Origin of the sequence: Exiguobacterium sp. s145 (assembly GCF_018618835.1) — a bacterium.
GTDB lineage: Bacteria > Bacillota > Bacilli > Exiguobacteriales > Exiguobacteriaceae > Exiguobacterium_A > Exiguobacterium_A artemiae.
Window position 1 is genome coordinate 1 of sequence record NZ_JACSMV010000007.1, and the last position, 13,492, is coordinate 13,492.

A 13,492-nucleotide genomic window follows, 5' to 3' on the forward strand; every position below is an offset into this window, starting at 1 on the left:
TAAACGGCTTGAGTCCGCTGGAATTCAGAGCTCAAGCCGTTTAAAAGATTTTTATTATTTCGCCTGTCTACTTGACGGGGAGCAGTTCACTGATTAAAAAGGAATGGTCTTTTTACTTCAAGCAGATGGATCGCAGCAGATGGCGTCTTCACCTCAGTGAAGGACAGGTTCCATCGTTTGCCGTAACACTTCTGCTGAGTGATGGAATTTTTTCAATTCTTCTTCCGTTAAAGAAACTTCAATGATTTCCCGGACCCCTTGCCGGTTGATGATTGCCGGGACGCCGATATGAATCCCGGAAATTCCATACTGACCGTCGACGTGCGCACCGACCGTCAAAAGACAGTTCTCATTTCCAAGAATCGCCCGGACGATTCGAACGAGTCCAAGTCCGATTGCATAATACGTCGCACCTTTTCGTTCGATGATATGATAGGCTGCATCGCGGACATTGATATAAATCTGATCAAGATCCGCTTGCGAGTATCGGTCATCTTCCGCTAACAATTCATCAATCGTTTTACCATAGATCCGGGAATTGCTCCAGGCTGCAAATTCGGTGTCCCCGTGCTCACCGAGAATATACGCATGGGCATTACGGGAATCGATGTGGAAGTATTCACCGAGCATTTGGCGTAAACGTGCCGTATCCAGAACCGTTCCTGAGCCAAAGACACGGGATTTCGGAAGACCGGAATATTTCCAAGCTAAGTGGGCCATGATGTCAACCGGATTAGAGGCAACGACGATGATGCCATCAAAACCGGACTCCATGATTTGACGCACCATTTCTTTCATGATTAACGCATTTTTAGCAACAAGATCGAGTCGGGTTTCACCCGGTTTTTGTGGCGCGCCTGCTGTGATGACGATCACTTCCGCTTCTTTGCAGTCTGAATAATCCCCTGCCCAGATCCGCATCGGAGAAGAGCTGAATGGTGTTCCGTGATTTAAATCCATCGCTTCGCCTTCCGCTTTGGCTTTATTTACGTCGATGATAACCAATTCTTCACACAATCCTGCCGTTGACATCTGATAAGCAAAGCTTGAACCGACAGCCCCCGCCCCAATTAACGCTACACGTGTCACTTTCGCATGTAATTCCATCCTTTATATCCACCTTTCTGATAGGTAATTTAAAAGTTTGTTAACTACCTCACAATTAGATTGTAACATCTTTCACAAAGTTTAGGAATTAATGAAATCGTTCACATCTTGTCTAAATTGTGTCAATAATATCCTAACATAAGGAAAAGTGACATCTTCCATTTCAAGTTACCACATTCGATGCCCTATAAAACCAATCATTCCGGCTAACGTACTCGATAAAAAGTTGACGGCGTCATTCCCGAGCCATTTCCACCCTTTTAAATAAAGGGTCGGTTGGTTGTGGTGCCGGCGTTTCTCCGTTTCTTTCGAACAGACGACACACCGGAATTTCCGCTGGACCGTCCCCCCGAATACGGTATCAAGCAGACTACCTATGATGCCGCCTGCTGCGATCAATAGCCACGTCCCCGTTGGTAAATCAAACAACAGGTCTCCCGCTGTCGCAATAAATAGGGCGCCGACGATCGTTGCCGATGTCCCAAGAAACGAAACGGCACCGCTCGTCCCGGCCGGTACACGCCGTCCCGTAAACAGGAAAGGATCTTTTTTTGATAACGGACCGATTTCAGAAGCCCATGTGTCCGCATTGGATGCTGCAAGGACAACCAAAAATAAGACGAGAAACGACGTGTGTTCTGTCCAACTGAATCCTATGGAAGCTAATGCTGCGATGCCTCCATTTGCAAGAACCTGCCAGCCGTCACGCGGTCCATCTTTTTCGACAATTTGATCCACTGATTGTTTTCTTCGTTTCCCGAGTTTCGATAACAAACTGGAACTGCCAAAAAAGAGCATTAACATGACAAGTCCGGGGTATCCGAAACCAGCAAGGACAAGCGAACCGACGACCACCGTAAAGAGACTGCCGCTGACGGTCAATAGACGAAACCGGTAACCGATATATCCGAGCAGCAAACAAAATACGACACCGTATATTACCGACATACGATGACCTTAGACTCGGTTACGATTTTTTGGACCGGTTGATCAAACGGTTCCACCTCAAAATCAGAAACGAGCTGACAGTCAAACGTAACCGCTACCGTATGCCCCGGGTAGTCAGTTAATGCCCGGTCATAAAAACCGCCGCCCCATCCGATGCGGTATCCTGCACGTGTGAAAGCCCGTCCAGGAACAAGACAAAGATCGACTGAACGCAAAGATTGCTCGTTCGCCTGGTCATCCGGTTCACGAATACCCATCTTCGTTTCAATTAACGGACTGTTCGGTACGTATTCAAAAAATTTCATTTCCTGTTGTATGACTTTCGGAATGACTACCTGTTTTCCGAGTTGCCAGGCTTTTAAAACAATCGGATCCGTCGCACATTCATTACGAAACGACAGTGTGACAGCAATCGATTGAGCATTTTTCCACTCCGGTAATTCAAATAACTGATCATAAATCTGCTGTTGCTTTTGTTCCCGGTTTTCCAACCGGTTTAACTGATCGGTGATCCATCGCCGGATTTCCTGCTTTTCCATTCTGCCAATCCCCCTTATTCAACAAAAAAGCCATCACACAAGGTGACGGCTTCCATCTCAATTATTTTACTTCACGGTGAAGTGTGTGCTTACGGAGACGTGGGTTGTATTTCTTCAACTCAAGACGCTCTGGGTTGTTACGCTTGTTCTTCTTAGTGATATAAGTACGGTCACCAGTTTCAGTGCAAGCCAAAGTAATTTTAACGCGCATGGGATTCCCTCCTATCTAGCTCTCGATGTATCAAGTATTTTTGCTTTACATAAGGTTAAGCATACTCAAGTATCGTACCAAGAAAGGAAGTGAATTGCAACTGTTCATCCGTTCTTTTTTGGATTCATTATATGCTGGTATGGATTTTCAAGGTCCACCTGGAATGTACGCAGTTCTTTTGCGACATGATAATCCTGTTCGATCCCGTTTCTCGCTTCTTCTCGTTCGAGATAAATGACGTCCGAATGACGTAATGCTTCGCCTTCCAGTCGTTTGATTGCTACGACCAGTCCGCCTGTTCCTGACGGAGAACGTTCGCTTTCCAAGTCATACACGTTGCTTACAAGTGGCAATCCGTTCATTTCCGCAAACGATTGGGCTGCTGAAGCCGTCTCCATATTAAAGTTATGGACAAGACGGAACTCGACGATTTTATTCAACGCCTGCGCTTGACGCAAGACTGCCAAATTTAAGCCGGCCAATTGATTATACGTCTGAACGAGCGGTAGACCATTAACTTCGACAGAATAGACATGGATACCATCCTCATGTCGATAGCCCGTCGCGCCTGATGTGATGACGTACACATTTTCACCGGATGCAGCTAATCGTTTTGCGTATTCTGCAACCGGACGATTCGGATCATCATATTGAGTGGTCACAAGTAAAACGGCCTCACTGTTCCATGATGCTTCCCGTTGAACCGCCACGTAGTAATCGTGCGGCGTCAAGAAGACATCCGGTTCAATGTCTGTATCGGCGAGGAACGGGTATTCTGCATACCGTTCTTCCAACCAATCCAGTGTCAGCTCTTGTGCATCAAGGCGGCGTTCCGTCTCTTCAAAACGTTTGATGTGTTCACGGAAGCGGTTCGCTGCATACTGTGCTGTCGTCTGTCCGTCAAGAATAAACGGCCAGTCACTCGAAACGGCAAGCAGATACTCCCGAATCAATTGGCGTTTGGCTTTCACCGTCAGCTGATCTTGATGACGATTACGGGCAACGACACCTGCCAACCGTTTTTCAAGTTGATGCAGGTGACGGATCATCCAATCATTCCGCTCATTGATCCAGACGTCGGCATAACCTTTACGTCCCCATGTTCCCATGGCAATGTGAACCGTTTCAATATCCTGGAAGTGACGTTCTAAGAACATCGCCGGAGAAATCGACTCGATGCCGTAGTCTTCGAATCGTTCCATCGTTTTTCCGAGGAAGTCCGGCCCCTCGAACCACCAATGTCCGAATAACTCGGCATCGAATGGTGCCGTGACGAGGAACGGCGGGAAATCTTGTCCGCTCTGCTCATCTAAATGGTTCGCAAGTGCTTCCGCAAAATCGTTCGCATGGACATCCGTCCGTTTCCAGGCCCAATCACGGACATAATATTCTTTTTGGTCCGACTCGCCCGTTACCCGGTGAAGTTTTAAGCCCGTGTCGTAACGGAGTCCTTCCGGATGCATGAATTCAGCAATTTGATCCCATTCCCGGTCATAGGCGAGATCACGATAAAACTCACGGTAATCCGGGTGTCCCGGATAACCGATGACTGAACTCCAGATCCGGCCCGAGATGATTTGATCACGCGGGAATAAAGCGACACCATGCGGCGAATAAACCGGTGCTCCGATACCGTGTTTCGGCGTAGGATCGGCATTCAGGATCGAATGTTCGTCAACGAACGTGTAACGGATACCTTCTTCGTACATGATTTTATCAAGACCCGGCGTATATGCACATTCCGGCATCCATAGACCGGTCGGACGATAACCGTAATGGCGTTCAAAACAGTTTAACCCTGTCTGAATTTCAGAACGTGCCGCTTGTTCCGACAGCATGTGCGGACTGAATCCGTGTGTCGCGGTACAAGTCATCAATTCGAGATAACCTTGTTCCTTGTAATGGCGGAAAGCATGGTTTAAGTTACGCCCCCAGTGCTCGAACGTCACTTTTAAATCATGATAGCGTTCTTTGTAAAAGAGTAAGGCATCACGTTCCTCGTTCACCAACTCGCGTTGTAACTCCTGTTCAATCAATCGTAACGTATCGTCCAGATGCTCCACATAACGATCTTGAATGAGCGAGTCTGCCAACATCTCGATGACCGGTGGAGAGATACTGATCGTCCAGCCAAGCGGACGCTCCAAGCGGTCAATTTCCCATAGTAATGGAATATATGTTTCTGAAATGGCTTCGTACATCCATCTCTCTTCTAGACGATGGGCTTCCTGATGTCGGATGTATGGTAAATGGGCATGTAAAACAAGTGAAAAATAACCTTTGCGCATGTCTGTTCTTCCTCTCCTTCTGCTGTCTATCTATTTTCTTCAGCGAATCCGATCAAAATAGGAGTATGGACGTAATACTTCCACCCATTCCGGCTGCTCGACTTCTCCATACTGCCAGCGCGCGACGACTTCTGAAAAACGTCCGTCTACGACAGGCTCGTCACGTGGTGTCTCGACCGGTTTTGACCGGAGAACAGGAAGAAAATCACCGTCGATTGTTTGAATGCCCCATTCGATGATGTATGTAGTATTTGGCATCAACGGACGGACAAACCATGTATTCGTCATTTCCGGCAGTTCAAATTGATAAGAACGGTTGACTTCACCTTTTTCATAATCCCGCAACGTCACATCAATGATGCGCATTTCTTTCCGGAACGAGTCGAACGATGCATGGTAATGTGTCTCAAGCATCTTTCGGGACAATTCAGACAATTCCCAGTAGACATAGACCGCTGTCGGAGATTGGACGATTGCATGGATGATGTCATCTTCATAATGAGTCGCCATTCCAAACGCATCCCGCTCTAATGAAGGGACAGCTGTTAATGCAGGTACGATTTCATTTTGTTTCGGAGCACTCACGGTTACGCCTGCCTTCTTCTTTTTAGGTTTAGCGACCGGAGTCGACTCTGTTGAAACTGCTTTATTTTCCGTTAATGACTTCCGGTATTTACTCCAGGCATATTTGACCTTACCTTCTGTCGATTCGATCTTTTCCGCAATTTGTTTGATTGTTAGTCCTTGTTCTTTTAATTTTATGATTTTTTCAAGCATTACCTATCACCTCTTTCTCTTTATTCACTTCTTTCTTATTCTACAAACTTGTTTCAAAATCCTTTACAAAAAAAGTAGGCCGAGGATTTCCCTCCAGCCTACTGTACTTAGCTATTTAAATCATAGTGCTTTCCTTTTGCCATGTAAATCAAATGCTCGCCGACGTTCGTTAAATGGTCACCCATCCGTTCGATGTACCGGCAAATATTCGTAAATTGCATGATTTCATCAACGACAACCGGTTGCAGGGACATATGCCGCATATATTGCCGCAATGCTTTGTACGTCGTGTCATCAATGATGTTATCGAGATCGGACAGGGCTTTTGCTTTTTCGATGTCACCGTCACGGTAGGCGACAATCGCGGTTTCCGTCATGTCGAGTAACGTTTCAAACGCTTCTTTTAATAACGAGATGTCAATGACGTAAGGGAACGTCTCGACACGCAAGACGGCTTTAGAAATGTTACCCGCGTAATCCGCGATCCGCTCCAAGTCGCTCGCGATTTTCATTGCTGTGACCAACCGTCGTAAATCGGTGGCGACCGGCTGTTGTTTCGCAATCAGTAAAATTGCATCATCGTTGATCTCCAGTTCGAGTGCATCAAGTTCATTATCATTTTCGATGACTTTAAGCGCAATCTCACGATCATATTTTTCGAGGGCTTCTGCCGTCGTTGCGATCTGTTGCATTGTCTTTCGGGCCAATAAAAATACTTTTTGATCAAGTACTGCCAGGTTTTCTCCAAAAATCGTCCGGTTCGCTGCCATTGAAAAGTTCCTCCTTGTTATCCGAATCGTCCTGAAATATAGTCTTCTGTCCGTTTGTCACTCGGATTTGAGAAAATACGATCCGTTTGGTCAAATTCAACGACTTCACCGTTCAAGAAGAATGCTGTTTTATCCGAGACACGTGCTGCTTGTTGCATGTTATGCGTCACAATGATGATCGAATAATCTTTTTTCAATTCCTGTACCAATTCTTCGACTTTCAACGTTGAGATCGGATCAAGTGCAGATGTCGGCTCATCCATCAAGATGACATCGGGTTCGATTGCCAGGCAACGGGCGATACAGAGACGTTGTTGTTGTCCGCCTGACAGTCCATAGGCGTTTTCGTTCAAGCGGTCTTTGACCTCATCCCAAATCGCTGCCCCGCGTAAACTGCGTTCAACAATCTCATCCAGGATTTTTTTATTTTTGACACCGTGGACACGCGGTCCGTATGCGATGTTGTCATAAATCGATTTTGGGAACGGGTTTGGTTGCTGGAAGACCATTCCGACCGATGTCCGCAATTCTTCGACTTCGTAATCCTTATCAAAGATATTACGGCCGTGGTATTCGATGACACCGTTCGTCCGTACGATCGGAACGAGTTCGACCATTCGGTTCAACGTTTTGATGAACGTCGATTTCCCGCATCCTGACGGTCCGATGATGGCCGTCACTTCATTTTGTTTAATGTCCAGATTAACATCTTTCAAAGCATGATCATCACCGTACCATAGGTTCAAATCATTGACACGGTATACACTTTGTCGCGCAGCTACTGGTTGATTCATTGTTTTTGCCCCTTCTTTGGCTGGTTTTGTCGTCAGCTTCGTATCCATCATCTGTGTTCCTCCTTCATGATTCAGAACGTAATTCGTTATATAGGTGTGATTAGTATCGTTTTGAAAAACGGTTGCGGATCCAAATCGCCAGTGAATTCATCGTCAAGAGGATGACCATCAGGATGATGATTCCGGCAGCAGCCAGACCTTGGAAGTCAGCTTGCGGACGGCTTGTCCAGTTGTAGATTTGAATCGGTAACGCTGTAAACTCTGAGAAAATCCCTTCCGGTGCACGGGCGATGAAGATGGCAGCTCCGACCATGATGAGTGGTGCCGTTTCTCCGATGGCACGCGAGACGGCAAGGATGATTCCCGTGATGACGCCCGGAAGCGACGCCGGTAAAACGACTTTAAACGTCGTTTGCCATTTCGAGGCTCCGAGGGCGAGTGACGCATGACGCATCGCTTGCGGCACCGCACGAATTGCTTCTTGCGATGAAACGATGACGACCGGCAAGCTCATCAGCGCAAGCGTTAATGCTCCGGCGATCAACGTCGAGCCGAAGCCCATGTTCCGGACAAAAAAGGTTAAGCCGAGTAATCCGAAAACAATCGACGGAACACCCGCCAAGTTTGAGATATTGACTTCGATGAACGATGTCATGCGGCCTTTTTTCGCATATTCTTCCAAATAAATCGCTGCTCCGACACCCAAGATGAAAATCATCGGAATGATCAGGAGCATTAGGAAAATCGATCCCATCAGCGCAGGATAGATTCCGGCACGATCCGGCCGGCGGGATGGTGCATTTTGTAGGAAGTCGAGTGATAACCAGGCCGCTCCGTCACGAATGACACCAAAGAGCAGAATACCAAGTACGACTAAACCGAATAACAGTCCAATTAAGAATACGACTTTCGTGACATTGTTTACGACAAGACGCTGGCTGATTGATTTTTTCACAGCAGCAGGATCAATAAACTTTTTCTGTACAGGTTGTTTTTCTGGTAAGGCCATCTTAGTACTCCTCTCTGAAACGACGCGTGATCCAGTTCGCGAGTAAGTTCATCAATAGAGTAAAGACGAACAACAACGTACCGACAGCGTAGATACTGTAATATTCAATCGTGCCATAACCGGCGTCACCGAGTGCAACTTGAACGATATAAGCCGTCATCGTCTGTACCGGCTCTAACGGATTTACTGCAGCCGTTGGGTTTGATCCACCTGCAATCGTCACGATCATCGTTTCACCGATTGCACGGGACATACCGAGAACGATTGAGGCAATGATTCCGGAAAGTGCTGCCGGAACTACGACTTTTAAAGCAACTTCGAGACGTGTGGAACCGAGTGCAAGCGCACCGTCACGAATTTTTTTCGGAACAGAACTCATTGCATCCTCTGAAATCGACGCAATCATCGGGATGATCATGATTCCGACAACGATTCCCGGACTTAATGCGTTATAAATCGCAAGACCCGGAATAAGTTTTACGAGTAACGGTGTGACAAACGTCAAGGCGAAGAATCCGAAAACGATTGTCGGAACGCCTGCTAAGACTTCAAGAATCGGTTTAAGAACACGACGGGCGCGTTCTGATGCATACTCACTCAAATAAATCGCAGAAGTGAGTCCGATCGGCACGGCAACTAGCATCGCAATCACGGTAATTTCAAGTGTTCCGACGACAAGCGGCCAAATTCCGTACTCCGGTTGAGAGTTCAGCGGGTACCAGCTTGTGCTGCCGAAGAATTCTTTAAACGAAACAACTTCAAAGAAGTGTTCTGTTTCAATAACTAACGTGAGAATGATGCCGATGGTCGTAACGACGGATACGAACGCACAGAGAAACAATACGATCGGCATAATACGTTCCATGATGTTTTTCATACTAAATTTTTGTTGTCGGTTCTTTTGGATCAGCTCGCGAACCGATTTGTTTGATGATGGATTCACCCTTCTTCGCTCCCTACTTCATCATACCTACATAAGAACGTGGCCCCAAAAAAGGGAAATCCCCCTTTTTTCGGGCCGTCCTCGTGTAATGATGGTTATTTCATTGCATCTTCGATGGCTTTTGTGTTTTCATCGTAACGATCTTGCGGCATTTTGATATAACCGACTTCTTCTGATAAGTCTCCAGCATTTTCATTTGTGAATTTAACGAAGTCCGCGACTTGTTTTTTGTCTTTCAACGACTTGTTGTTGACGTACGTATAAATTTCACGTGACAGCGGGTAAGAAAGATCTTTGATCGTTTCCGGTGTTGGATCGACTGCGTCTTTTCCTTCAGCCGAAAGCGGTACTTCTTTTAACTTATCTTTGTTTTCCGCGTAATAAGCGTATCCGAAGTAACCAATCGCACCTTTTGTTCCTTCGACTCCTTTGACAAGGACGTTGTCATCTTCTGAAAGCTGAACATCTTTACGCATATCTTTTTTCTCAAGAACTTTTTCTGAGAAAAAATCAAATGTTCCGGAATCTTTACCCGGGCTGAAGAATTTGATTGGTTCTGCTGGATAAGAAGAATCGACATCTTTCCATGTCTTCACATTCGGATCCAACCAGATTTTCTCTAACTGGTCGAGTGTCATTTCTTTGACCCATGTGTTCTCTTTACTGATTGCGACTGTTAATCCGTCGTAAGCAAGAGCTAATTTTGTGTATTCAATGCTATTTTTTTCAGCTTCTGCTGCTTCTTCTTCTTTAATTTCACGCGAGGCGTTTGAAAGGTCTGTTTCACCAACGACAAAACGTTTGAATCCGCCGCCAGTACCGGATACTCCGACCGTGACATCAACGTCTGGTTGTTCGATCGAATATTCTTCACCAACAGCTTCCATGATTGGGAAGACTGTTGAAGATCCATCAATAGCGATCTTTCCTGAAAGATCTGAAGAACTTGAAGAGCCGCCTTTGTCATTACCGCATGCCGCACCGACTACTGCGATTGAAGCTACCGTTGTGATAAGTGCTGTTTTTTTCATCCAAGACATGATTAATTTTCCTCCTCGAAGTATGTCGCTGGTCACGCTACGACTTTATATCCGTTTTCCTTACAAGACTTATACTACCGATGAACTATTAAACCAAAATGAATCCAACGTAAAAGAATTGTAAAGTCGTGTATTTCCGCGTTTACAAACTCAACTCCATTAGAAAAACAGGTCAATCCATACAAAAAAAGCGAAGATGAGTTTCCTCACCTTCGCTTCACTAGTTAATTTGGCTTAGTCTGCCATGGAACGTCTTTCACATTAAAGTACGCTTTCACTAAATCATGACCAATTTTCGAGTTGACGGTTTCCTGCTCCATATATGGAAGGAACACGGCCCATGCCATCTCCGGATTGTCGTACGGTGCCCAGCCGACCAAGTTCGAGTTTAATGAACGAACCGGTTGTCCGCTGCCGTCCCGAAGCGCAATGCCGTCTTCGCCGTATACACTGACCTGAGCCGTTCCCGTTTTCGCTGCCGCATCAATGCCGGTTTGGGCGATGATTTTGGCTGTCCCGCGTTCCCCTTTGACAACGCGGTGGAATCCTTCGCGGACATGATCAATGTTCGCTTGACTGACTTCAATCCGGTTTAAATAGTTCGTTTTAAAGCTGTAATCGACTTTTTTCGTTTCGTCTTCAATCGAGTTCGAAGCCAAGACTTCTTTTAAGAAGTGCGGTTGCACCCGGTATCCGCCGTTTGCGAGTGTCGAAACATACTGCGCCACTTGAAGCGGTGTAAAAGCATCATACTGACCAATCACTCGGTCCATCAAGAGTGTGACACGGTCCGGCGTCCCTTGTACCCCTTTGGCTTCGTATGGCAAATCGATGCCTGTCGTCACACCGAGACCAAACTGACTGTAATAATTCTGCATAATCGCTGCCGCCGCATCGACGCTTGCACCGGCGACACCGTTACTCGGATATTTTGCCATCCGCATCGCAATGTTAAACATGTAGACGTTTGACGAACGCTCTAGTGCCGTTAAGTCCGTAATCGGTCCCATATTCACATACGATCCTTTTTTCGTACCACCAATCGTGATCGGTGCATCATTGATGACTTCGTTTTGACGGATAACGCCTTCTTCAAGTCCCATCGCGACCGTTGCCCCTTTAATCGTCGAACCGATTTGCAGGGAAGTCAACACGTTATTGATCGCAACATCACTGAATTTATTGGTTGCCGTATCGAGCTTTTGACCGGACATGGCCAAAATCTCACCGGTTTTCGGATTCATGACAACGGCATATCCTTCTTTCAGATAACCGCTTCCCATGCCGCGGCCCATCTTGATCGCCTGCTGCAGGATTTGATCAACTTGTTTGTTGTATTCTGCATCAACCGTTAAGACGAGGTCTTTTCCGGACTCGCCTTCTTCCCGGTTCGGCTCACCGACCGGTTCACCGTTAAACGTTTCATAGACATCGTATGCCGGTTTCCCGCGGAGCAGGTCTTCATACTGCTGTTCAAGGAATGACGTTCCGACCCGGTCATTTAAACTGTATCCTTTTGCTTTAAACTCCGCCTGCTGTTCAGCGGGAATTTTTGAGTACTTCCCGAAGATGTTCCGCAGCGTTCCTTCATACGGATAAGAACGTTCATAAAACGGCTCTACCGATACACCCTTTAAATCTTCAAGGTTCTCATCGATAATCGCCATTTCCTTGGCGCTCGCTCCTAATTTAACGAGCTGCGGGTCAAGCGCATAACCGACTTCCATGTTGTGTTTGATAGCGATGATTTCCATCGTCTTATCATCAAAGTCGATATCTTTTTTCGTAATCGTATCGAGACGGATTTGATCCTGTTCCGAAATCGACAGCTTGTTCTGCTTTTCCGCATCTGGATAACGTTTTTCTACCGCCTGCTTATAGCGTCGATCTGATTCTTCACCGTTGACGGCTACCCAGTAATCTTTCATGTCGCGTTCCGTTACTTTCCAATCGTCTTTCGGAAGATTGATAATCGCCGCAAGACGAGAGGCGATTTCAATCCGTTCGTCGACTTTCGTATTTTGGGAACGACGGTAGACAATTGAATATTTCGAAATCGTATCGACCAACAACCTTCCGTCCCGGTCATAAATCTTTCCGCGCGGAACTTCATATTTCGATGCGATCATTTCCGTCTTCTGGACTTCCCGTGAAATCTTTTCACCATTCACAATCTGGACGACACCTAAGCGAAAGATTAAAATCGCAAACAATAAAAATACTACAAAAAACATTAAGTTAAGGCGAAGCGGCAGATGATTCCGCCGTTTTCCCTTCACCGTGATTCGTTTCGCCATGGCGTACTCCCCTATCGTTCAAAAAGTCATCTTGTTTCATTATATAGAAGGAAACTTTCCATAACAACCTATCCCATCATTTTCCGCATTAAAAAAAACATCGATTCCCAGAACAGGAACCGATGTTTAATCTCACGATTATTTTGCGTCAGCGTAAAGTTTTGCCACGTGATCCCAGTCAACGACGTTGAAGAATGCGTTGATGTAATCCGGACGACGGTTTTGATAGTTGAGGTAATACGCATGTTCCCAAACATCAAGTCCAAGAATCGGCGTTTTCCCTTCCATGACTGGTGTGTCTTGGTTTGGTGTTGAAACGACTGCTAATTTGCCGCCGTCAACGATAAGCCACGCCCAGCCTGAACCGAAACGTGTTGTTGCTGCTTTTGTAAACTCATCTTTGAACGTATCAAACGAACCGAATGATTCGTCGATTGCTGAAGCAAGCTCTCCAGTTGGAGTTGCTCCATCGTTCTTTTTCAAGAGTTTCCAGAAGAACGAGTGGTTCCAGTGACCGCCACCATTGTTACGGACAGCTGTTTGAATGTTTGCAGGAAGTGAATCCAGGTTTTGAAGTAATTCTTCAAGTGATTTCCCTTCGTGCTCTGACCCTTCAAGTACTGCATTCACGTTAGTGACATACGTATTGTGGTGTTTAGAGTGGTGAATCTCCATCGTACGAGCATCGATATGTGGCTCCAGCGCATCATAAGCGTAGCCGAGTTCTGGTAATTCAAATTTTGACATTTTCATGTCCCCCTTTATCCTA

13 protein-coding genes are annotated in these 13,492 nt (G+C 46.2%); all 13 read right to left on the reverse strand.

Features of this window, described 5'->3' with window-relative positions; genetic code table 11:
* Positions 1-153 precede the first annotated feature (153 nt).
* Positions 154-1,107 carry an L-lactate dehydrogenase gene (locus KNQ07_RS07650; protein ID WP_214765915.1) on the reverse strand — a complete coding sequence of 318 codons (954 nt, stop codon included), beginning with the start codon at positions 1,105-1,107 and terminating at the stop codon, positions 154-156.
* A gap of 168 nt (positions 1,108-1,275) precedes the next feature.
* A complete protein-coding gene (locus KNQ07_RS07655) occupies positions 1,276-2,055 on the reverse strand; it encodes a DUF92 domain-containing protein (RefSeq protein ID WP_012369773.1) in 780 nt (259 codons plus the stop codon).
* Positions 2,046-2,594, reverse strand: coding sequence for a 5-formyltetrahydrofolate cyclo-ligase (locus KNQ07_RS07660; protein ID WP_214765917.1), 549 nt, complete (start codon positions 2,592-2,594; stop codon positions 2,046-2,048). The genes KNQ07_RS07655 and KNQ07_RS07660 overlap by 10 nt, the downstream gene beginning before the upstream one ends.
* 61 nt (positions 2,595-2,655) lie before the next feature.
* Positions 2,656-2,805, reverse strand: a complete 150-nt coding sequence (gene rpmG / locus KNQ07_RS07665; protein ID WP_012369771.1) for a 50S ribosomal protein L33 — start codon at positions 2,803-2,805, stop codon at positions 2,656-2,658.
* Between the two features lie 104 nt (positions 2,806-2,909).
* On the reverse strand, positions 2,910-5,093 hold the full coding sequence (locus tag KNQ07_RS07670) for a 1,4-alpha-glucan branching protein domain-containing protein (protein WP_214765919.1): 2,184 nt from the start codon (positions 5,091-5,093) through the stop codon (positions 2,910-2,912).
* Positions 5,094-5,132: 39 nt separating this feature from the next.
* Positions 5,133-5,870 (reverse strand): DUF4912 domain-containing protein, encoded by a 738-nt coding sequence (locus KNQ07_RS07675; protein ID WP_214765921.1) that lies wholly within the window; start codon positions 5,868-5,870, stop codon positions 5,133-5,135.
* 107 nt (positions 5,871-5,977) lie between these two features.
* A complete protein-coding gene (gene phoU / locus KNQ07_RS07680) occupies positions 5,978-6,640 on the reverse strand; it encodes a phosphate signaling complex protein PhoU (protein WP_012369768.1) in 663 nt (220 codons plus the stop codon).
* Between the two features lie 17 nt (positions 6,641-6,657).
* The gene (gene pstB, locus KNQ07_RS07685; RefSeq protein ID WP_051524104.1) at positions 6,658-7,434 is read right to left on the reverse strand and encodes a phosphate ABC transporter ATP-binding protein PstB; all 777 of its coding nucleotides are present in this window, start codon (positions 7,432-7,434) and stop codon (positions 6,658-6,660) included.
* A gap of 100 nt (positions 7,435-7,534) precedes the next feature.
* Positions 7,535-8,443 (reverse strand): phosphate ABC transporter permease PstA, encoded by a 909-nt coding sequence (gene pstA / locus KNQ07_RS07690; RefSeq protein ID WP_012369766.1) that lies wholly within the window; start codon positions 8,441-8,443, stop codon positions 7,535-7,537.
* Position 8,444: 1 nt separating this feature from the next.
* Positions 8,445-9,386, reverse strand: coding sequence for a phosphate ABC transporter permease subunit PstC (gene pstC, locus KNQ07_RS07695; protein ID WP_012369765.1), 942 nt, complete (start codon positions 9,384-9,386; stop codon positions 8,445-8,447).
* 95 nt (positions 9,387-9,481) lie between these two features.
* Positions 9,482-10,426: a PstS family phosphate ABC transporter substrate-binding protein gene (locus KNQ07_RS07700; RefSeq protein WP_214765923.1), complete on the reverse strand. Its 945-nt coding sequence runs from the start codon at positions 10,424-10,426 to the stop codon at positions 9,482-9,484.
* A 224-nt stretch (positions 10,427-10,650) separates the two neighbouring features.
* Complete coding sequence (locus KNQ07_RS07705; RefSeq protein WP_012369763.1) at positions 10,651-12,723, reverse strand: peptidoglycan D,D-transpeptidase FtsI family protein; 2,073 nt, start codon at positions 12,721-12,723, stop codon at positions 10,651-10,653.
* A 138-nt stretch (positions 12,724-12,861) separates the two neighbouring features.
* On the reverse strand, positions 12,862-13,470 hold the full coding sequence (locus tag KNQ07_RS07710; protein WP_214765925.1) for a superoxide dismutase: 609 nt from the start codon (positions 13,468-13,470) through the stop codon (positions 12,862-12,864).
* Between the last annotated feature and the right edge of the window lie 22 nt (positions 13,471-13,492).